We start from the raw sequence: 20,150 nt of genomic DNA, 5'->3' as shown, positions 1-20,150 counted from the left end.
GTGTCGCAGACCGCGGGTTGTGGGTGGTTGCTCGCGCAGTTCCCCGCGCCCCTGAGGCCTCAGGGGCGCGGGGAACTGCGCGACAAGCCACGACGCAGCCGCAGTCTGCAACGCGCGGCACGGGGCAGCCCCTGCCCAGCGGCCACGTCGGCCTAGCCCCGACGGCGGAGCAGGAGCTCGAAGTGGCGCAGGTCGCGAGGGCCTCGGGCGAAGGTCTGGATCGCGAGCGGAGCGGCAAAGCGGCGGCGGGTCACGGCCTGCGGCGCGGCGAACTCGCGCAGGCCGTCGGCCCCGTGGATGCGGCCGAAGCCCGAGCGCCCCCGGCCGCCGAACGGCAGCGCGCCCACCGCCGTGAAGGTCAGCACGTCGTTGACGCTCACCATGCCGGTGCGCATGGCCCGCGCCAGCCGTACGCCGCCGCGCCGCGCGAACACCGCCCCGCCCAGCCCGTACGCGCTCGCGTTGGCCCGCGCCACACCCTCCTCCGCGTCCCGCACGCGGTTCACGACGAGCACGGGTCCGAACGTCTCCTCGCGCACCGCGTCCGCGTCCTCGGGGACGTCGGCGAGGACGACGGGCCCGGTGACGACGTCCGGCGGCACCACCGAGCCGGGGCCGCCCACGACGGCCCGTGCGCCGCGCGCGAGCGCGTCGTCGATGTGGCGCCGTACGACGTCGAGCTGGCCCGGCAGCGCCATCCGCCCGTAGTCGCCGCCGGTCCCGCCGCCCCTGATCTCCGGGGCCCGCCGGGCGATCCGGGCGAGGAAGCGCTCGTACACCCCCTCGGCCACGTACACCCGCTCGATGCCCGCGCACGACTGCCCCGCGTTGGCGCAGCCGCCCCAGAGCGCCGCCTCCACGGCCGCGTCCACGTCCGCGTCGTCCGCGACCACCAGCGCGTCCTTGCCGCCGAGTTCGAGCAGTACGGGCGTGAGCGAGGGCGCGCAGGCGGCGAGGACGCGCGCGCCGGTGCCGGGCGAGCCGGTGAAGGCGACCTTGTCGACCCCGGCGGCGCAGAGCGCGGCGCCCGTGCCGCCGTCGCCCGTCACCACGCCGAGGACGGGCATGTCCGGGACGGCCTCGGCGAAGGTCTCCGCGAGCCAGCGGCCCGTGCCCGGGGTGTGCTCGCTGGGCTTGAGGACGACGGCGTTGCCCGCGGCGAGCGCGTAGGAGACGGAGCCGAGCGGGGTGTGGACGGGGTAGTTCCAGGGGCCGATGACGCCGACGACCCCGTAGGGCCGGTACTCCACGGTGGACCGCTGGTTGAACATGAGCGGCCCCGAACGCACCGTACGGCGGCGCAGCACGGGCCCCGCGTGGCGCGCGGCCCAGCCCAGGTGCTCGAAGGCGGCGGCCAGTTCGACGAGCGCGTCCGCGCGCACCTTGCCCGCCTCGCGCTCCAGGAGAGCCACGATCTCGTCGAGGCGGCCCGCCATCACGCGCCGCCACCGCAGCAGCCGCGCGCCGCGCTCGCGGTGGCCCAGCGCCTCCCACGCGGGAGCGGCGGCACGGGCCTGCCCGACGGCCGCGCGTACGGCCTCCGGCTCCTCGTCCGCGCGCGGCTGCTCATGGCTCACGGTGCTCCGGGCGTACGGCATGGCACGATCCCTCCCTCGGTCAGAACGATACGGTCCGTTCTGACCTTAGCCCCGCCCGCCCCTCTGGTCGAGAGGTCAAGACGGTCCGTATCGTGTTGACCTCAGGAGCGACGACGGGAGCAGCACCATGGGCAGGACGCGGACCCTCCACGCCGTGGACGACGACGCCGACGCCGGGTCCACGCGGGGCCGCCGCGACCTGGAGGCGCGCGAGCGCATCCTGGCCGCCACCCTCGCGCTGCTCCAGGAGCGCGGTTACGCGCGCCTCACCATCGAGGGCGTGGCCACCGAGGCGTCCGTGGGCAAGGCCACCGTCTACCGCTCGTGGCCGAACAAGGCGGCCCTCGTCCTGGCCGCCGTCCAGGACCGGTTGACCGACGTCCCGACCGAGCCCACCGGCGACACCCGTGCCGAACTGCTCGCCGTGGCCGAGCAGGCGATGGCCCGCTTCTACGGCTCCGGCGAGGTCCGGCTCGTCCTCCCCGCCCTCATCGCCGAGGCGGCACGCGAGCCCGCGCTCCTGGAGCGGCTGCGCACCGAGGTCCTCGAACCCCGCAACGCCCAGGCCCGCGCCGTCGTCGAACGAGCCGTCGCCCGCGGCGCTCTCCCCGAGGACACCGACGTCGCCATGGTCCTGGAGCAGTGGGCCGGATACATGCTCTTCCGGGGGCTGTGGCACGACGACCCGCTGCCCGAAGGGACGGTCGAACGGCTCGTCGACGCGACCCTCGCCTCACCGCCGCGCAGTGCGGTCTGGCAGGCGCGGTGATCCGCCCCGTAGCATCACCGCCCATGAGCGGCGCACTCCGATTCGCGGGACGCACCATCATCGTGACCGGCGGCGGGGCGGGCATCGGCGCCGCCACCGCACACCGGCTCTCCGACGAGGGCGCGGCCGTGGTGATCCTCGACAACGAGGAGGAGGGCGGGCGGCGTACGGCCCGCGAGATCACCTCCTCCGGCGGCCGGGCCGCCTTCGTCCTCGGCGACGTGACCGACGAACCCGCCTGGGCGCGGGCCGTGGACACCGCGCGCCGGGGCTTCGGGCCCGTCGACGGGCTGGTCAGCAACGCGGCGCTGGTGCGCCCCGGGCCGGCCGACGCGATCTCGCTGCACGACTGGGAGGGCCAGCTCGGCGTGGGCCTCACGGGCTCGTTCCTGGGGGTGCGGGCCTGCATCAAGGACCTGCGGGAGCGGCGCGGAGCCGTGGTGCTGACGTCCTCGGTGCAGGCGCTGGTGGGCCTGCCGGGGCGTCCGGCGTACGCGGCGGCCAAGGCGGGGCTGACCGGACTGGGCCGTCAGCTCGCCGTGGACTTCGGCCCGGACGTACGGGTCAACAGCGTGCTGCCGGGGCCGATCCTGACCCGCGCCTGGAGCGGGATCGGGGAGGACGAGCGCGCCCGCGCGGCGAGCGAGACCGTGGCGGGGCGGCACGGACGTCCTGAAGAGGTCGCGTCCGTCGTCGCGTTCCTGCTCTCCGCCGACGCCTCGTACGTCACGGGGACGAGCATGGTCGTCGACGGCGGCTGGAGCGTGTTCAAGAACTCGCCCTGAGAACTGGGCAGAGCACTGGGCTGAGCGCCGGGCAGAGCGCCGGGCCGGAAACCGTCCCGCGAGCCCGGGGACCGGGGGCCGTGGGTGTCGGTGTCGGGGGAAGCCGGTGTCGGCTAGCGCGCCGGGGCCGGTTCCAGCTCGGCCGGGCCGACGCCCGCGCGGCGAGCCAGCGCGACGGCGGCGAGAGTGGAGTGGACGCCCAGCTTTCCCAGCACGTTCTGCATATGGGTCCGGACGGTGTGCGGCGAGAGATACAGGCGCTCGGCGACCGCCTTGCGCCCCAGCCCCGCCACCATGCACCGGAGCACCTCGCGCTCCCGGGGCGTGAGCGACTCGACGAGGCGCTCGCTCTCGGTGCGGTGCTTGCGCGTGGCTGTCAGCTCCTTGAGCACGCCGGTCAGCAGCGCGGGCGGCAGATGCGTCTCGTCCTTGAGGACGCCGCGGATCACCTGGAGCAGCCGGGAGAGCGAGCAGTCCTTGGCGACCCAGCCCCCGGCGCCCGCCTGGAGCGCGGCTGCCGCGTGCCGGGGATCGTCGCGCTCGGCGAGGACCACTGTCCTTAACTGCGGATAGTCCGCGCGCACGCGCGCCACCAGCGGCAGTCCGCCCGAGGGGTCGGGGGTCCGCGCGCCGTCGTCGAGCGTGCTGAGCGCCCGGCCCGGCACCTCACCGTTCGCGCTGCCGCCCACCACGCCGATCGGGCCGCCCAGGCCGGGGCTCGGACCGCCGGGGCCACCGGGGCCCCCGGGACCGCCGGGCCCTGGGCCCGGTCCATGTCCGGGTCCCGGACCACCCGGCCCTCCCGGACCACCCGGCCCGCCCGCTCCGGGCGACGGGCCGCCGTGGCCCGGTCCCGGTCCGGGATGCAGCGGCGCTCCCAGATCCGCGTCCACGAGCAGCACGTCGAAGCGGCGGCCCTCTGCCGAGGCACGCTCCAAGTGGCGCAGCGCGGCGGCTCCGCTGCCCGCCGCGGCGACCTCGACGTCCTGCTCCGCCGCCAGCGCGGCGGCCAAGGACTCGGCAAAAATGCGATGGTCATCGACCACTAGCACACGAATACGTTGCATGGCACCCCCTGGCAGTGCGGGCACGGCGCCCGGTGCGGGGACGCGAAACCGCACGACCGCCGCCGTGGTTCGCTGTTACCCCGCCTCCGGGCGTCGTACCCGGCTGTCTCGCCCCCTGATCAGCACACGCACCGGCCCCCACCGGCTGTGTGCATCAGAATCAGAGTACGACTGGGGTCGGACAACGGAAGCCAAACGGCAAAACTGTTTGGGCACGACGTCAGAAGTGAGACAACCTGACGCCCCAGGGGCCGAAGTTGACCCTTCATCCTCCTATGCGCCCGTCACACGCGCCGCGCGCCGGCGCTCGGCACCGCCTCGAACACCCTCGGCGCGCGGAAACCCGCCGTGCCGAACGCCGCGAGGACGGCCTCGGTGACCCGCTCCGCGTCGTCCGCCTCGACGAGCACGATCGCGGAGCCGCCGAAGCCGCCGCCCGTCATCCGGGCGCCGATCGCGCCCGCGGCGTTCGCGGACTCGACCACGGTGTCCAGCTCCGCGCACGAGACGCGGAAGTCGTCGCGCAGCGAGTCGTGTCCGGCGTCGAGCACCGGGCCGATGGCGCGGGTCTCGCCGTGCTCCAGCAGCTCGACGACCGTCTCCACGCGCCGGTCCTCGGTGACGACGTGCCGTACGCAGCGGCGCACGTCGGGGTCGTCGATACGGGCCGCCAGCTCCGCGTCCAGGTCCTCGTAGGGGATGTCGACGTCGCGCAGGGCGGGAACGCCGAGGATCTCCGCGCCCTTCTCGCACCAGCGGCGCTGCTGCGCGTAGGCGCCGTCGCTCAGGGTGTGCTTGACGCGGGTGTCGACGACGAGCAGCCGCAGCCCCTGCGCCGCGAGGTCGAACGGGATCTGGCGCTGGGACAGATCGCGGGTGTCGAGGAAGAGGACGTGACCCTCGGTGCAGCAGGCGGAGGCCATCTGGTCCATGATCCCGCAGGGCATGCCCACGAAGTCGTTCTCCGCGCGCTGGCACAGCTGCGCGAGGCGCTCACGGGAGAGCCCGAGGCCGTAGAGCTCGTCGAGGGCGAGCCCGGTGGAGACCTCCAGCGCGGCGGACGAGGAGAGCCCGGCGCCGGTCGGCACGGTGCTGGTGAAGTGCAGATCGGCGCCGCCCACCGGGAGCCCGTCCTCACGCAGCGCCCAGACGACACCCGCGGGGTACGCGGCCCAGCCGCCGTCGGCACCGGGGACGAGGGAGCCCAGCGTCAGCTCGTAGACCCCGCCGGGCACGTCGGCCGAGTGCAGCCGCAGCACCCCGTCGTCGCGGCGCGCGGCCTCGACACGGCAGGTGTGCGGGAGGGCGAGCGGCATCACGAAGCCGTCGTTGTAGTCGGTGTGCTCCCCGATGAGGTTGACGCGGCCGGGGGCCTCCCAGGCGCCCTCGGGATCGCGGCCGTAGATCTCGCGGAAGCTCGTGGGGCTCATGGGGCCAGCACCTTCTGTGTGAAGTTCCAGGCGTCCTCGACGATTCCGGCGAGTTCGGGGCGCTTGGGCTGCCAGCCCAGGGACTGGCGGGCGCGGTCGGCGGAGGCGACGAGGACGGCGGGGTCGCCGCCGCGGCGGGGGGCGACGGTCTCGGGGACCGGGTGGCCGGTGACCTCGCGGACGGTCTCGATGACCTCGCGGACGGAGAAGCCGTTCCCGTTGCCGAGGTTGCAGATCAGGTGCTCGCCCTCGCGCGCCGCGTCGAGGGCGAGGAGGTGGGCGTCGGCGAGGTCGGCGACGTGGATGTAGTCGCGCACGCAGGTGCCGTCCGGGGTCGGGTAGTCGTCGCCGAAGACGGAGATCGTCTCGCGGCGGCCCGCGGCGACCTGGAGGACGAGCGGGATGAGGTGCGACTCGGGGTCGTGCCGCTCGCCGAAGTCACCCCCGGCGCCCGCGTACGCGCCCGCGACGTTGAAGTAGCGCAGCGAGGCCGCGGACAGCCCGTAGGCGTGGCAGTAGCCGGTGATGAGCTGGTCCATGGCGAGCTTGGACGCGCCGTACGGGCTGGTGGGCGCGGTCGGCATGTCCTCCGTGATCGGGCTGCTCGCGGGCTCGCCGTAGACGGCGGCCGTGGAGGAGAAGACGAGCTTGGCGACGCCCTTCTCGCGCATGGCGCCCAGGAGTTCGAGGGTGCCGCCGACGTTGTTGCGCCAGTACTTCTCCGGCTCGATCACGGACTCGCCGACCTGCGAGGACGCGGCGAAGTGCAGCACGCCCTCGTACGAGCCGTCGAGCCACTCGGCCGCGTCCTGGATGCGGGCCTCGACGAACTCGGCGCCGTCCGGGACCCCGGCGCGGAAGCCGGTGGACAGGTCGTCGACGACGGTGACGGTGTGGCCGGCCTCCAGCAGATGGGCGGCGACCACGCTTCCGACGTATCCGGCTCCCCCGGTGACCAGGAACTTGCTCATGTGCTCGCTACCTCTCTCAGCCGCTGCGCCGCCGCCTCCGGCGGGACGTCGTTGATGAACACATTCATGCCGGACTCGGAACCCGCGAGGAACTTCAGCTTGCCGGGAGCCCGGCGGATGGTGAAGAGCTCCAGATGCAGGGCGAATTCCTCACGCGCGGCGAAGCGCTCCGCACGGCCCTGGCCGCTCTGCGATCCCTTGGGGAACGGGGCCTGGTGCCAGGCCGCGATGTACGGCGTACGGGGCTGGTCCGCGCCGAAGATCCGGTCGAAGCGGCGCAGGAGTTCCAGATAGAGCCCCGGGAACTCCTCGCGCGCCTCCTCGCTCAGCGCGAGCAGGTCCGGCACCCGGGGCTTGGGGTACAGGTGCACCTCGTACGGCCAGTGCGCGGCGTAGGGCACGAAGGCCGTCCAGTGCTCGCCGTCCAGCACGACGCGGTCGCCGACGGCGAGCTCGGCGGCCACCAGGTCGTCGAAGAGGTTGTCCCCCGCGGGCCGTTCGCCGTACGCCGCCACCGAGCGCAGCATCCGCTCGGTGCGCGGGGTGGTGAACGGATAGGCGTAGATCTGCCCGTGCGGGTGGGAGAGGGTCACGCCGATCTCCTCGCCGCGGTTCTCGAAGCAGAAGACCTGCTCGACGCCGGGGAGCTGGGAGAGCTCGGCCGTGCGGTCGGTCCAGGCGTCGAGGACGAGGCGGGCCTGCTCCTCGGTCAGGTCGGCGAACGAGGCGTCGTGGTCGGAGGTGAAGCTGACGACCTCGCAGCGCCCGGCGCCGGGGCGGCGCGCGAAGAGGGGGCTGCCGTCGTGGACCTCGTCGCCGGGGGCGCCGCGGAAGGAGGGGAAGCGGTTCTCGAAGACCGCGACGTCGTAGTCGGCCTCGGGGATCTCGCTCATCCGCCCGTCTCGCGAGGGGCAGAGGGGGCACTCGTCGGCCGGCGGGTGGTACGTACGGGCGTTGCGGTGCGCGGTGACGCCGACCCAGTCGTCGAGCAGCGGGTCGTGGCGGATCTCCGACGCGGTCTCGATCGGCGGCAGGGGACGCCTGTCGGCGGCGGTACGGACGGCTGATTCTGCGGTGGCGCTCAGGTCGTAATAGATGATCTCGCGACCGTCGGCAAGGCGGTTTGAGGTCTTCTTCACCGTGCGGGCTCCTCGTTGCTGGACCTCAACATAATCGCACACAACGAACCACGAGCCAACAGACGAAGTTGCCCAGCGCGGCCCGTGGATCACAAGCTACAAAAACGACATTCTGGATGCCAGATCACCGACACCCATCGAGATTCATCACAATCAAACAAACTCCAGCAACAAGTCCTTTCAGAAGGTGAAGCAAGGGGGGTACCTTCTCGTCCGTTCCCGTCACGCAATGAAGCGAGTGACCCATGTTGTACCTGGCCGAACGGCTACGGCTCCCCACCAACGGACTCGATTACACACTTCTCGGCATCTACTTCGCCGTCGTGCTCGGGATCGGCTTCGCCGCCCGGCGCAGCGTGAAGACCAGCCTCGACTTCTTCCTCTCGGGCCGGTCACTGCCCGCCTGGATCACCGGTCTCGCGTTCGTCGCCGCCAACCTCGGCGCCACCGAGATCCTCGGCATGGCCGCCAACGGCGCGCAGTACGGCGTCTACACCGTGCACTGGTACTGGATCGGCGCCATCCCCGCCATGGTCTTCCTCGGCCTGGTGATGATGCCCTTCTACTACGGCTCGAAGGTGCGCTCCGTCCCGGAGTTCCTGCTCCACCGCTTCGGGCCCGCCTCCCACCTGCTCAGCTCCGTCATCTTCGCGGTCTCCGCTGTGCTCATCGCGGGCGTGAACCTCTACGCGCTCGCGATCGTGCTGGAGGCCCTGCTCGGCTGGGAGCAGTGGATCGCCATCGTCGTCGCGGGCTTCTTCGTCCTCGCGTACATCACGCTCGGTGGGCTCTCCTCGGCGATCTACACCGAGGTGCTGCAGTTCTTCGTCATCCTCGCCGCGCTGATCCCGCTGACCATCGTCGGCCTCAAGCGCGTCGGCGGCTGGGACGGCATCTCCGACACCCTCAGCGGCAAGAAGGGCGAGGCCTTCATGACCGCGTGGGACGGCACGGGCATCGGCTCGGGCAACCCGCTCGGCGCCAACTGGCTGACGATCGTGCTCGGCCTGGGCTTCGTGATGAGCTTCGGCTACTGGACCACGAACTTCGCCGAGGTCCAGCGCGCCCTGTCGGCGAAGAACCTCTCGGCGGCCCAGCGCACCCCGCTCATCGCCGCGTTCCCCAAGATCCTGATCCCCGCCGTCGTCGTCATCCCCGGGCTGATCGCCCTGGTGATGGAGCCCGCGCTGGGCAAGCCGGGCAGCGGTCTGGAGTACAACGACGCGATCCCCGTGCTCATGCGGGACCTGCTGCCGAACGGCGTGCTGGGCATCGCGGTCACCGGTCTGCTCGCCGCGTTCATGGCGGGCATGGCGGCGAACATCTCCTCCTTCAACACCGTCTTCACCAACGACATCTGGCGGCCGTACCTGAAGAAGGACAAGCCCGACTCGTACTACGTCACCACGGCCCGCTGGACCACCGTGGTCGGCGTGCTGATCGGCATGGGCACGGCGTTCATCGCGTCCTCGTTCAGCAACATCATGAACTACCTCCAGACCCTGTTCTCCTTCTTCAACGTGCCGCTGTTCGTGGTCTTCATCATCGGCATGTTCTGGAAGAAGACCACGCCCGCCGCCGGGTTCTGGGGTCTGCTGAGCGGCACCGTGGCCGCGATGATCAACTACTTCTGGTTCTACAAGCAGGGCGTCATCGAGATCCCCAGCGACCAGGGCGCGAACTTCGTCTCCTCGATCGTGGCCTTCGTCGTGGGCGCCGTGGTGATGTTCGTGGTCACGATGGTCACCAAGCCGAAGCCCGTCGAACAGCTCGCCGGGCTCGTCTACGGGACCGTCTCGCCAGGCCTTGAGGAGCCGCCGGAGAAGGGCGACGACGCGTGGTACCGCAAGCCCGCGCTGCTCGGCTGGGGCGCGGTCATCCTTGCCGCCCTCTGCTACATCCCCTTCTCCTTCTGATCCGCGAGGAGCGCTGACGCACCATGACGACAGACGACGGCAACACCCCGCCCCGGTCCGACTCCGAGGCCGCACAGATCGCCCGCGAGGTCGAGGAGCTGGAGCGGAAGTCCGAGACCGCCGCCCGCCTCTTCGACGTACGCCGCATCATCGGCGGGCTCTTCGTGGTCTACGGAGTGATCGTCACGATCGCCGGGATCACCGCCTCGGACGCGGACATCGACAAGGCCGAGGGCATCAACATCAACCTCTGGACCGGCATCGGGATGCTGCTCCTGGGGCTGGCCTTCCTGCTGTGGCTGAAACTCAGCCCGACCATCCCGCCCCCGCCCCCCTCGGAGGCCGAGGCCGCGGAGGCAGCGGAGAGGTGACCCCGGAGGAGGGGGGAGCGTGCGGGCGGCGCCCGCTCACTCCCCCCTCCCCGCGGCCGCCGTTCCGGAGGCCCTGTCCAGCAGGCCCGTACGGGCTGCCAGGGCAGCGGCCTCCAGGCGCGAGCCCACGCCCAGCTTCATCAGCACCCGCTGGACATGCGTACGGGCCGTGCTCGGGGCGATGCCCATGCCGGCCGCTATGAGCCGGGTGTCCTCGCCCTCGGCGACGCGCACCAGGACCTCGACCTCGCGCGGCGTCAGCATCTGCAGCAGCCGCGCGCCCTCGTCGTCCGGCTCCGTCGCCGGGTTGAGCAGCTCGGTGAAGGACTGCTGCAGGAGCTGCGGCGCGACCGCCGCCTCCCCCGCGCGGGCCTTCACCATCGCCCGTTCGACACCCTCGATCCGCTCGTCGTGCCGCACATAGCCGGACGCCCCCGCCGCGAAGGCGGAGGCGATGCCACGCGGGCTGGGAACGGGACCGAGCACCACGACCGCGATCTGCGGTTTCTCTCTCTTGATCCTGACCACCGGGTCGAAGACGCCGGGCTCCGCCGGCGTCGCCGTGCCCAGCAGGCACACCTCCGGGGCCCGGCTGATCACCAGCTCGGCCGCACCGCCACTGGGCGCCGCCGCGGCGAGCACCCGGTGGCCCCGGAGTTTCAGGGCCGAGGCCAGCGCCTCGGCGAGCAGGCGGTGGTCGTCGACCACCATGAGCCGCACGCTCATAGAGCTACCCCCCACAGTCCTGAAGGGTCGGCACCCCCCAGTCCCAACCCCTCTCCTGTTCCTGGAAGCTACACGGTCACCGACAGTTCCGCTCCCCTTACGAGGGGAAATCCCCTCGGGTCGGCGTGAAGTGCCCGCCTCCGGGAACACGTACGGGCCCGCCATGGCAACCATGACGGGCCCACACGGAGTCCACAAGCGGAACGTCGGCTACTGGCGCGCTTCCGCCCGTTTCCGGCTCCTCACTCGGCGCCGAATCCGACGGCCAGCTTCGGCACGTCGTTGCCGACCGACGAGCTCCGCTCGGAGATCAGCTTGTCCGAGAGGAACATCCTCCGGCCGTCCCAGACGATCGGCTGGTCCACCGAGTACGAGCTGACGTTGATCGCCTGCTCGCCCTCGCCGACGTCGGAGACCGGCATCTTCAGCAGCCGGGTCTGCTTGCCCTTCTGCGGGTCGAGGCTGACGATCTCGCCGCCCGAGTCGTAGGAGGGGAGCTTGTACGCGAGGACGTTCGAGCCCTGCGTCTTGAACGGGATGATCGCCCGCTTCTCCCCGGCCGGGGACTTCCACTTGGCGCGGCCGGTGTTGAAGTCGAAGGCCATGACCTCGTTGGTCCTGCCGTACTCGGACGAGCCGGAGTGCTCGGCGGTCGAGAGGTAGACCGTGTTCTGGTCGACGGCCATGCCGTAGCAGCCGTCGACCTCCAGCTCGCAGGGCTTGTTGTAGCGCTTGCCCATGGAGATCTTGGCCTTGAGCTTCTTGTCCTCGCCGACCGTGAAGATGTCGCTGGTCAGCTCGTCGCCCGCGCCCGCCACCAGGACGACGGGGTCGGTCGAGGCGACGCGGACGTTCTTGGCGCCCTTGGGCATCTTGTACTTCCAGTTGGCCTTCCCCGTGTCCGGGTCGAGCTTCTGGACCGACACCTCGGGGTTGTCCAGGTCGTTGCCGCACTCGACGACGGCGACCAGGGACTTGCCGCCCGCGTAGCCGACGTCACGGCAGGTGCTGGGCGTGGCGCTCCAGATCTTCTTGCCGGTCGAGATCTTGTACCCGGCGGAGCCGCCGATCCAGGCGGAGGCGACGGTGTCGCCGCTGATCGCGACGTTCTCGATGCTGCGGGTGTCCGCGTTGGGCATCGTCTTGTCCTGAAGGATCTTGCCCTTGTTGACGTCCACGATGACCATGCGCGTGCAGTCGGCGCCGCTGGAGATCGTCTCCTGGACGACCATCGCGGCCAGGCCGTCCTTGGTCGTCTCGTTCGACGCGGCGCAGACGTTGCCCTTGAGCGGCAGCTTGTACTTCTGCTTGTTCGTCGCGAGGTCCATGCCGATCAGCGCGTTGACCGTGGACTTCGCGAAGACCTTGCCCGTGGACCAGGCGCCGACGACGGTGGTCACGTCCTTGACCTTGGGCGCGTCGATGTCGACGATCTGCTTGCCCTTGGTGCTCTTCGGCTTCGCGTTCGGGTCCGAGCCGCCGACACCCTGCGAGGTGCCGCCCTTCTTGCCCTTGGACTCGTCCTTCTTGTCCCCGCCGTCGTCCTTCGTGAGGAAGAACACGGAGCCGCCCGCCACGAGCAGCACGGCGACGACGGCCGCCACGATGATGATGACCTTGTTGTTGTTCCGGCCGGGCCCGCCCGCGCTGCCCATCGGCTGCGTCGTGTACATCCCGGGCTGCTGGCCCATCTGCTGCCCGTACGGACCGGGCTGGCCCATGGGCGGAGTGGGCGCCCCGAAGCCCCCGCCGGGCGGCGGGGTCTGCGGCGGCTGGCCGGGAGGTCCGGGCTGCTGCGGGTAGCCGTACCCCCCGGGCGGGGCCTGGGGGGCCTGCGGCGGCTGACCGGGCTGCTGGGGCGGCTGGCCGGGCTGCTGCGGGTAGCCGTACGACGGCTGCCCGGGCTGGCCCTGCGGGGGCTCCTGCGGCGCGCCGAAGCCACCCGGCGGCGGCTGACTCGGCGGCGGAGGCGGCTGCGACATGACAATCCCTCGTTACGGGCAGACCGGGCGCCCGGCACCTCAAACCCCCGTAGGGCCGAGCAACTCGGACATCATGGCCCGCCATCGGCAGACTTCTGAGCGGAAGTTCTTTCTACCATCGGACACTGCGGACCCAGGTCCCGGTTCCGTTACATACCCGTCACCCACGCATCGCCGTCACCCTCCGAAGCCCATGGCCAGGGGCGCGGCGTCCTTCTCGTACTTCCCGGAGAGCAGCCCGCGCTGGAGGAACAGATGTCCCCCGGCCCAGAGCACCGAATTGCTCGTGCCGACCGTCGGGACCCGGAACTCGTCCTGCGTGTCCGCGCTGTCGTCGGGCAGGGTGAGCAGGCCGCGCTGCTTGCCGCCGTCCGGCGAGACGCTGACGACCTGGCCGCCCTTGTCGAGCTTCGGCGGGACGTACGCCACGGCCTTGTCACCCTCCGTCGCGACCGGGTACACGGTGCGGTCCGCTCCCGCGCTCGACTTCCAGCGGAGCTTGCCGGTGCGGAAGTCGAAGCCCATGACCTCGTTCGTCCGCTCCAGCGTGCTGTCGCCCTTGCCCGTGTGCTCCTTGGTGGAGACGTAGACCACATCGTCGGTGGCCACGACGTTGAAGCACGCCTCGCCGCCCAGCCCGCCCAGGCCGCAGCCGGGCTCGTAGCGCTTGCCGAGGCTGAAGGTGCCCGCGATCGTGCCCTTGTCGTCGACCGTCATGACCTCGGACGCCGTCTCGCCGCCGGTGCCCAGCACCAGCACCACCGGGTCCGTGTCGATCACGCGGACGTCCCGTCCGTCGTCCAGGCCGCGGGGCAGCTTGACGTCCCAGGTGGAGTGGCCGGTCCTCGGGTCGAGCCGGTTGACGGTCAGCGAGCCCTCGCAGTCGAGGACGACCAGCAGCTTGGCGCCGCCGCCGTAGCGGGCGTGCTCGCAGGTCTCGCCGGTCTCTTTGCTCTTCCAGAGCGGCGGGCCGCCGTCGATGTCGAAGGCCGCGTAGCCGCCGATCCAGGAGAGGGCGACGGTGTTCTCCGCGACGGTCAGGCTGACGTCGCCGCCGCCGAAGATGTGCTCGCCCTTGGGGATGGGCTTGTCCCACAGCTTCTTGCCGGTGTCGAGGTCGAGGACGGCGACGCTGTTGCAGCCGCCGCTGCCGCCCTCGTAGGCGACGGCCGTGCGGTGGTCGGCGGTCATGTGCGGCGAGGCCGAGCACACGGGGCCGCCGAGCGGGACGCGCCAGGCGCGGGCGCCGTTCATCCGGTAGCCCTCGACCGCGTTGATCGAGGACTTGGCGTAGATCTTCTTCGTGGCCCAGCTGCCGTCGGCGCCCTGGCTGTCCTCGACGTGGGTGTCGGGCTGCTTCAGCGAGAAGAGCTGCTTGGCCGTGCCGCCGCCGGGGACGGCGCCGCCCTTGGCCTCGCCGCCGCCGTCGTCACCGCCGGAGAACGCCCATACGCCGCCCGCGATCAGCGCGACCGCCAGCACGGCGCCGACGATCGCGACCACCTTCGCGTTGAGCCCGCCCCCGCCGCCGGAGGGGGACACCGGCGGAACCGGAGGCATCGGAGGTGCCTGCCCGAAGGCGCCGGGAGGCTGGAGCGGAGGTGGCGGTGGCGGATTTCCGTCACCCTGGGGAGCACCCTGGGGAGGTTGCCACTGAGGCGGAGGAGGCGGCTGTGACATGGGAGTTCCTAGGGACGGAGGGGGTCACTCTTTCTACCACCGGCCCCGGAACTCTTGTCATGCCCCCTCGGTATCGGCCAGTTCAAGCCACCGCAGCTCCAGCGTCTCGCGCTGCTCGGCGAGTTCGCGCAGCGTCGCGTCCAGCCCCGCGACGCGCTCGAAGTCCGTCGCGTGCTCCGCCATCTCGGCGTGCAGCTTCGCCTCCTGCTGCTCGGTCTTCTCCAACTGCCGCTCGATGCGCTGCATCTCCTTCTGCGCCGCGCGCGAGAGCCCCGCGGGCTTGGCCGCCTTGGGCTCGGCGCTCGCCGCGGCGGGCGCGGGCGCGGCCGAAGCGGCCTCCGCGGCCCGTGCGCGCTCGCGCCGCTCCAGGTACTCGTCGATGCCGCGCGGCAGCATCCGCAGCGTCTTGTCGCCGAGCAGCGCCAGCACCCGGTCCGTGGTCCGCTCGACGAAGAACCGGTCGTGGGAGATCACCACGAGCGAGCCCGCCCAGCCGTCGAGCAGGTCTTCGAGCTGGGTCAGCGTCTCGATGTCCAGGTCGTTCGTCGGCTCGTCCAGGAAGAGGACGTTGGGCTCGTCCATCAGCAGCCGCAGGATCTGCAGCCGCCGCCGCTCACCGCCCGACAGATCGCCGACCGGCGTCCACTGCTTCTCCTTGGCGAAGCCGAACTTCTCGCAGAGCTGCGAGGCCGTCATCTCGCGCCCCTTGCCGAGATCGACGCGCTGCCGTACGGCCTCCACGGCCTCCAGCACCCGCAGCCCCGGGTCGAGTTCGGCGACCTCCTGCGAGAGATACGCCAGCTTGACCGTCTTGCCGACCTTCACATGCCCGGCGGCGGGCTGCTTCTCCCCCTCGGAGAACGCGGCGTCCGCCAGCGCCCGCAGCAGCGAGGTCTTGCCCGCGCCGTTCACCCCGACCAGGCCGATACGGTCGCCGGGCCCGAGCTGCCAGGTCAGATGCTTCAGCAGCACCTTCGGACCCGCCTGGACGGTGACATCCTCCAGGTCCAGCACGGTCTTGCCGAGCCGGGAGCCCGCGAACCGCATCAGCTCCTGGCTGTCGCGCGGCGGGGGCTCACCCTCGATCAGCTCGTTCGCGGCCTCGATACGGAACCGGGGCTTGCTCGTACGGGCGGGAGCGCCGCGCCGCAGCCAGGCCAGCTCCTTGCGCATCAGGTTCTGCCGCTTGGTCTCCTCCTGCTGCGCGATGCGCTCGCGCTCGGCCCGCGCGAAGACGTAGTCCGAGTACCCGCCCTCGTACTCGTGGATCGCGCCGCGCTGCACGTCCCACATGCTCGTCGCGACCTGATCCAGGAACCAGCGGTCGTGCGTGACGCAGACGAGCGCCGAACGGCGCGTGCGCAGATGCCCGGCGAGCCAGGCGATGCCCTCGACGTCGAGGTGGTTCGTCGGCTCGTCGAGGACGATCAGATCCTGCTCGGCGATGAGCAGCTTGGCGAGCGCGATGCGGCGGCGCTCGCCGCCGGAGAGGGGGCCGATGACGGTGTCGAGCCCCTGCGGGAATCCGGGCAGCGCGAGACCGCCGAAGAGTCCGGTGAGGACGTCACGGATCTTGGCGTTCCCGGCCCACTCGTGATCGGCCATGTCGCCGACGACCTCGTGCCGCACGGTCGCGGCGGAGTCGAGCGAGTCGTGCTGGCTGAGCACGCCGAGGCGCAGCCCGCCCGAGTGCGTCACGCGTCCCGCGTCGGGCGTCTCCAGCTTGGCCAGCAGCCGGATCAGGGTGGTCTTGCCGTCCCCGTTCCGGCCGACGACGCCGATACGGTCGCCCTCGCTCACGCCGAGCGAGACGCCGTCTAGCAGGGCGCGGGTGCCGTACACCTTGTCGACGGCTTCCAGATTGACGAGGTTGACTGCCATTTTTCTCCTGTACGGGGGGCCAGCGTCCCAGGGTAGGCCTGCCCAGCCCTTGCCGCGTCCCGCGCCCCTTGAAGTGCCCCGTCAGGGGCACGCCCCTGTCTCCCATGCGCGGCTCCGCCACGACCGGTCACAACGCCTCGGAGCTTGCCCCTTCTCCCTCAGGGGCGCGGGGCTGTGCTCGATATGCGGCTCCGCCGCGCGGGCGCGACCGGTCACAACACCTCGGGGCTTGCCCCCTCAGGGGCGCGGGCCTGTGTCCATTTGCGGCTCCGCCGCGTGGGCGCGACCGGTCACTGCACGTCGGGGCTTGCCCGTCAAGGGGCGCGGGGAACTGCGCGCCAAGCCACGACGCGGGCGCGCCCCGCGAAGCACAGCCCGGGGCACCCCGGGCGCGGCCCTTTCGCCGGAGCACCCGGCATGGGGGGCTGCGCTTGCCAACCCTGCGCCTTGCGCAGACTTCCCAAGCTTCGCAGGGGGCGGAGGGAGAAGCATGGGGGCGAACCCCCTCTTTGACGGCTAGCTTCCGTGGAGCATGAGGGCTATGCCGCCGACCATGAGCGCGGAAGCGCCGATGCGGGGCCAGCCGAAGCGTTCCTTGAAGAAGACGGCACCAATCGCCGCGCCCGCGATGATCGAGGACTCGCGGAGGGCCGCCACCGGCGCCAGAGGGGCTCGGGTCTGGGCCCAGAGGACGAGCCCGTACGCGACGACGGACAGCGCCCCGCCCAGCAGACCCCGCAGCGCGATGGGCCGCAGTTGGGCGACCAGTGCGCCACGGCGCGTGGCCAAGGCGTACGCCGGTATCGCCAGCCCCTCCAGGATCATCAGCCACGCGATGTACCCGAGGGAGGTGCCGGAGGCGCGTACGCCCACGCCGTCCACCACCGTGTACGAGGCGATGGCGAGGCCCGTGCAGACCGCGGCGAGGAGCGCGGGCCAGTCAGGGGCGGAGCCCTTGCCGCGCAGGCCCCACAGGGCGACGCCGACGAGGCCCGCCGAGGCGAGGAGGACGCCCGCCAACTGCCAGGCGTCCGGCATCTCGTGCACGAAGACGGCCGCGAGGACGGTGACCACGAGCGGCGCAGTGCCGCGCGCGATGGGGTACATCTGCCCGAACTCACCGAGGTGGAACGAGCGCATCAGCAGCATCTGGTAGACCACGTGCAGCACGACCGAGGCCAGCAGCGCGGGCCACGCCTCGGCGTCCGGCAGCGGCGCGAAGCAGGCGAGCAGCGCGCCGCAGAGCGTGCCGCCACCGCCGACGAGGGTGAAGGCGAGCAGCTGGTCCTTGATGCCGTGCGCCAGGGCGTTCCAGCTCGCGTGGGTGAGCGCGGCGGCGAGGACGGCCGCGACGACCAGCGGGGTCACCGGGCAGCGGCTTCGCGGACGTCCACGAGCGTGCCGCCCGCGTGGTCCACCAGCTCCTCCGGAGGCAGGGGGAAGACGGTGTGCGGGGTGCCCGCCGCCGCCCAGACGACCTCGTGCGCGAGCAGGCCCCGGTCGGCGAGCACCCGCATCCGCGAGACATGGCCGAACGGGGGCACGCCGCCGATCGCGTACCCGGTCGCCGCCCGTACGGTGTCGGCGTTCGCGCGCTTCACCGTGCCGCCGAGGGCCTGGGAGACCAGGCCGAGGTCGACGCGGGAGGAGCCGTCCATCAGCACGAGGACCGGCTCGCCGTCGACCTCGAAGATCAGCGACTTGACGATCTGGCTGAGCTCGCAGCCGATGGCGTCGGCGGCCTCCCTGGCCGTACGGGTCGCGTCCGGGAAGCTCCGGATCTCGACGCCGGAGAGGCCGAGGGCGGCGAGGGCCTGGGCGAAGCGGGGGTGGGCGGCGGGGGCTTGCGGGGCTTGCTCGGTCATGGCCGCGACGTTACCGCCAGGTGTACAGGGCACGCGAAGCCGTTTCGGTTACCGGAACGCCGAAGGGCGGACCGGCGTTGCGCCGGTCCGCCCTTCATGGGTTCGGGTGCGTCAGCCCGCGGCTTCGAGGACCTTGCGGACGACGGGGCCCGCGTTGTCGCCGCCGTGGCCGGAGGCCGGGACGACGGCGGCGGAGGCGACGTCGCCCTTGTACGCCGTGAACCAGGCGTTCGGCTTCTTCTGGCCGTCGACCTCGGCGGAGCCCGTCTTGCCGCCGACGTCACCGCTGAGCCCCGACAGGGCCTTGGCGGCGGTGCCGCTCGTCGCGGTGAGCTTCATCAGGGACTTGAGGTCCTTGGCGACGCCCGGCTTCATCGTGCGCGCGGCCTTCGCCAGCGAGCGCTTGTCCAGCGAGGCGGGCACGATGACCGGCTGCTTGAAGCTGCCGTTCTGCACGGTCGCGGCGACCGAGGCCATGGTGAGCGGGTTCATCCGCACGCCGCCCTGGCCGATGAGCGAGGACGCCATCTGCGCGTCGGACTGGACGGGGACGGAGCCGTCGAAGGTGCCGGTGCCCGTCTTCCAGTCGAGGCCGATGCCGAAGACGTCGCGGGCCTCCTTGGTGAGGTCGTCGTCCTTCAGCTTCTTGGCCTGGGTGATGAAGGCGGTGTTGCAGGAGCGGGCGAAGCTCTGCGCGAAGGTGCCGTTCTTGATCTCGAACTTGTCGAGGTTCTGGAACTTCCAGCCGCCGTACGTCGCGTACTTGGGGCACGGGTGCGACTTGCCCGGCGAGGCGAGGCCCTTGTCCAGCAGCATCGCGCCGGTGACGACCTTCATGGTGGAGCCGGGCGCCAGCGAGCCGCGCAGGGCGCTGTTGAAGCCCGTGGCCGGGGAGTTGGCGACGGCGAGGATCTCGCCGGTGCTGGGCTTGACGGCGACGACGGACGCCTTGGACTTGCCCTTGACCGCCTTCTCCGCGGCGGTCTGCGCCTTGGCGTCGAGGGTCGTCTTCAGCTCGCCGGGGGTGGACTTGGAGAGCTGGCGCAGGATGCCCTGGTTCTTGCCCTTGGCGTCGACGACGCGGGTCTGGACGCCCGAGGAGCCGTCGGTCTTGTCGCCGTAGCGCTTGCGCAGGTCGTCGAGGACGTCGCCGAGGGTGGGGTGGTCGTCCTTGGAGAGCGCGGCGCCGCTGCGGTCCACCGCGTTGATCGGCGGGGTCCCGGCCTCGTCGGTCTTGACCGCCTGGCCGTCCTTGAGCTTGGGGTGCAGGACCGAGGACTTCCAGCCGACGACGGCCTTGCCGGTCTTCTTGTCCCGCACGACCTCCAGCTGGGAGCCGTAGTTGAGGGTGGCCTTCTTGCCCTTGTAGGCGATCTGCGCGGTGACGGCGTAGGGCACCTTGGGGCCCTTGGCCGAGCGCGGCGCCGTGACGACCTTGGCGAAGCGGCCCTGCGTGCGGAGGCCCTTCAGCTCCTTGGCGGCCTGCGCGGTGTCGTCCGTGAGGCGGGCGGCCTTCTTGACGTCCCCGGCGGACCAGGCGGAGAGGAAGCCCTTGGCGGTGGTGCGGACCTCCGCCGAGCTGGGCGGGCCCTTCTTGATCTCGCCGTCGGGCCCCTTGCCGTCGTCGGGCGCGGCGACGCTCCCCTTCGTCTTGTCCTCGCCGCCCTCGTCGCTGTCGCTCCCGACCAGGGCATAGACGCCGACGCCGGTGAGTCCGACGACGGCGGCGGCCACCCCGCCGATCACGGCCATCTTCTGACTGTCACGCATTCGAGTCTCTGCCCCTCCGCCCCGCCCCGGCCGACATGGCCGAGGACCTGTGCGAGGCACCCTAGAGCACACCCGTCACGGCTCGTGTCCCGGTATGCCCGTTCAGCCCCGCTTCCTGGGGAAGTGCGTTCCAGGATTCACCGGTTCCGGCGGTTTGCGGCCCGAAGTGGAACCGGTACGGGAGTGACGTGAGTTGCCTC

16 protein-coding genes are annotated in these 20,150 nt (G+C 71.6%); 4 read left to right on the top strand and 12 right to left on the bottom strand.

From position 1 onward, the window contains the following. Positions 1 to 152: 152 nt before the first annotated feature. A complete protein-coding gene (locus ACGF3A_RS38575; RefSeq protein WP_393735196.1) occupies positions 153 to 1,598 on the bottom strand; it encodes an aldehyde dehydrogenase family protein in 1,446 nt (481 codons plus the stop codon). A 127-nt stretch (positions 1,599 to 1,725) separates the two neighbouring features. Between ACGF3A_RS38575 and ACGF3A_RS38570 the strand changes: the two genes are divergently transcribed. Next, on the top strand, positions 1,726 to 2,367 hold the full coding sequence (locus ACGF3A_RS38570; protein WP_393735195.1) for a TetR/AcrR family transcriptional regulator: 642 nt from the start codon (positions 1,726 to 1,728) through the stop codon (positions 2,365 to 2,367). 23 nt (positions 2,368 to 2,390) lie between these two features. Further along, positions 2,391 to 3,152, top strand: a complete 762-nt coding sequence (locus ACGF3A_RS38565) for an SDR family NAD(P)-dependent oxidoreductase (protein ID WP_393735194.1) — start codon at positions 2,391 to 2,393, stop codon at positions 3,150 to 3,152. Between the two features lie 113 nt (positions 3,153 to 3,265). On the opposite strand, the gene ACGF3A_RS38560 is transcribed toward ACGF3A_RS38565, so the two are convergent. The 4 genes from ACGF3A_RS38560 to galT all read right to left on the bottom strand — a co-directional run bounded on the left by ACGF3A_RS38560 (position 3,266) and on the right by galT (position 7,759). Beyond that, entirely contained in the window at positions 3,266 to 4,219 is a 954-nt protein-coding gene (locus tag ACGF3A_RS38560; RefSeq protein WP_393735193.1) for a LuxR C-terminal-related transcriptional regulator, read from the bottom strand. Positions 4,220 to 4,503: 284 nt separating this feature from the next. Continuing rightward, positions 4,504 to 5,649, bottom strand: coding sequence for a galactokinase (gene galK, locus ACGF3A_RS38555; protein ID WP_393735192.1), 1,146 nt, complete (start codon positions 5,647 to 5,649; stop codon positions 4,504 to 4,506). Then, positions 5,646 to 6,620: a UDP-glucose 4-epimerase GalE gene (gene galE, locus ACGF3A_RS38550; RefSeq protein WP_393735191.1), complete on the bottom strand. Its 975-nt coding sequence runs from the start codon at positions 6,618 to 6,620 to the stop codon at positions 5,646 to 5,648. Before galE ends, galK begins: the two co-directional genes overlap by 4 nt. Beyond that, positions 6,617 to 7,759 (bottom strand): galactose-1-phosphate uridylyltransferase, encoded by a 1,143-nt coding sequence (galT, locus tag ACGF3A_RS38545; protein WP_393735190.1) that lies wholly within the window; start codon positions 7,757 to 7,759, stop codon positions 6,617 to 6,619. The genes galE and galT overlap by 4 nt, the downstream gene beginning before the upstream one ends. 245 nt (positions 7,760 to 8,004) lie before the next feature. Between galT and ACGF3A_RS38540 the strand changes: the two genes are divergently transcribed. Together ACGF3A_RS38540 and ACGF3A_RS38535 are read left to right on the top strand one after the other, a co-directional pair. After that, positions 8,005 to 9,675: a sodium:solute symporter family protein gene (locus ACGF3A_RS38540; RefSeq protein WP_393735189.1), complete on the top strand. Its 1,671-nt coding sequence runs from the start codon at positions 8,005 to 8,007 to the stop codon at positions 9,673 to 9,675. 23 nt (positions 9,676 to 9,698) lie between these two features. After that, positions 9,699 to 10,046, top strand: coding sequence for a hypothetical protein (locus tag ACGF3A_RS38535; RefSeq protein ID WP_393735188.1), 348 nt, complete (start codon positions 9,699 to 9,701; stop codon positions 10,044 to 10,046). Positions 10,047 to 10,082: 36 nt separating this feature from the next. Here the strand turns inward: ACGF3A_RS38535 and ACGF3A_RS38530 are convergent, their stop codons facing one another. The 7 genes from ACGF3A_RS38530 to ACGF3A_RS38500 form a co-directional block, all read right to left on the bottom strand. Next, entirely contained in the window at positions 10,083 to 10,772 is a 690-nt protein-coding gene (locus ACGF3A_RS38530; protein ID WP_393735187.1) for a LuxR C-terminal-related transcriptional regulator, read from the bottom strand. A 242-nt stretch (positions 10,773 to 11,014) separates the two neighbouring features. Next, positions 11,015 to 12,754, bottom strand: coding sequence for a PQQ-binding-like beta-propeller repeat protein (locus ACGF3A_RS38525; RefSeq protein WP_393735186.1), 1,740 nt, complete (start codon positions 12,752 to 12,754; stop codon positions 11,015 to 11,017). A gap of 177 nt (positions 12,755 to 12,931) precedes the next feature. Then, the gene (locus ACGF3A_RS38520) at positions 12,932 to 14,296 is read right to left on the bottom strand and encodes a PQQ-binding-like beta-propeller repeat protein (RefSeq protein WP_393735185.1); all 1,365 of its coding nucleotides are present in this window, start codon (positions 14,294 to 14,296) and stop codon (positions 12,932 to 12,934) included. Between the two features lie 195 nt (positions 14,297 to 14,491). Further along, positions 14,492 to 16,315: an ABC-F family ATP-binding cassette domain-containing protein gene (locus ACGF3A_RS38515; RefSeq protein WP_393735184.1), complete on the bottom strand. Its 1,824-nt coding sequence runs from the start codon at positions 16,313 to 16,315 to the stop codon at positions 14,492 to 14,494. Positions 16,316 to 16,831: 516 nt separating this feature from the next. Beyond that, on the bottom strand, positions 16,832 to 17,683 hold the full coding sequence (locus ACGF3A_RS38510) for an EamA family transporter (RefSeq protein ID WP_393735183.1): 852 nt from the start codon (positions 17,681 to 17,683) through the stop codon (positions 16,832 to 16,834). Next, complete coding sequence (locus ACGF3A_RS38505; RefSeq protein ID WP_393735182.1) at positions 17,680 to 18,180, bottom strand: YbaK/EbsC family protein; 501 nt, start codon at positions 18,178 to 18,180, stop codon at positions 17,680 to 17,682. Before ACGF3A_RS38505 ends, ACGF3A_RS38510 begins: the two co-directional genes overlap by 4 nt. 111 nt (positions 18,181 to 18,291) lie before the next feature. Then, positions 18,292 to 19,950 carry a penicillin-binding transpeptidase domain-containing protein gene (locus tag ACGF3A_RS38500; protein WP_393735181.1) on the bottom strand — a complete coding sequence of 553 codons (1,659 nt, stop codon included), beginning with the start codon at positions 19,948 to 19,950 and terminating at the stop codon, positions 18,292 to 18,294. Positions 19,951 to 20,150 lie beyond the last annotated feature (200 nt).

This window comes from Streptomyces sp. NPDC048172 (assembly GCF_043202595.1).
In the GTDB taxonomy this organism is placed as follows: domain Bacteria; phylum Actinomycetota; class Actinomycetes; order Streptomycetales; family Streptomycetaceae; genus Streptomyces.
The sequence above is the reverse complement of the archived record's forward strand: the minus strand, read 5'-3'. Positions and strand labels throughout refer to the sequence as shown.

Bases quoted from the DNA above. Each gene is read 5' to 3' on its own strand.
- ACGF3A_RS38575 (WP_393735196.1), bottom strand. From the start codon at position 1,598: ATGCCGTACGCCCGGAGCACCGTGAGCCATGAGCAGCCGCGCGCGGAC.
- ACGF3A_RS38570 (WP_393735195.1), top strand. From the start codon at position 1,726: ATGGGCAGGACGCGGACCCTCCACGCCGTGGACGACGACGCCGACGCC.
- ACGF3A_RS38565 (WP_393735194.1), top strand. From the start codon at position 2,391: ATGAGCGGCGCACTCCGATTCGCGGGACGCACCATCATCGTGACCGGC.
- ACGF3A_RS38560 (WP_393735193.1), bottom strand. From the start codon at position 4,219: ATGCAACGTATTCGTGTGCTAGTGGTCGATGACCATCGCATTTTTGCC.
- galK (WP_393735192.1), bottom strand. From the start codon at position 5,649: ATGAGCCCCACGAGCTTCCGCGAGATCTACGGCCGCGATCCCGAGGGC.
- galE (WP_393735191.1), bottom strand. From the start codon at position 6,620: ATGAGCAAGTTCCTGGTCACCGGGGGAGCCGGATACGTCGGAAGCGTG.
- ACGF3A_RS38540 (WP_393735189.1), top strand. From the start codon at position 8,005: ATGTTGTACCTGGCCGAACGGCTACGGCTCCCCACCAACGGACTCGAT.
- ACGF3A_RS38535 (WP_393735188.1), top strand. From the start codon at position 9,699: ATGACGACAGACGACGGCAACACCCCGCCCCGGTCCGACTCCGAGGCC.
- ACGF3A_RS38530 (WP_393735187.1), bottom strand. From the start codon at position 10,772: ATGAGCGTGCGGCTCATGGTGGTCGACGACCACCGCCTGCTCGCCGAG.
- ACGF3A_RS38525 (WP_393735186.1), bottom strand. From the start codon at position 12,754: ATGTCGCAGCCGCCTCCGCCGCCGAGTCAGCCGCCGCCGGGTGGCTTC.
- ACGF3A_RS38515 (WP_393735184.1), bottom strand. From the start codon at position 16,315: ATGGCAGTCAACCTCGTCAATCTGGAAGCCGTCGACAAGGTGTACGGC.
- ACGF3A_RS38505 (WP_393735182.1), bottom strand. From the start codon at position 18,180: ATGACCGAGCAAGCCCCGCAAGCCCCCGCCGCCCACCCCCGCTTCGCC.
- ACGF3A_RS38500 (WP_393735181.1), bottom strand. From the start codon at position 19,950: ATGCGTGACAGTCAGAAGATGGCCGTGATCGGCGGGGTGGCCGCCGCC.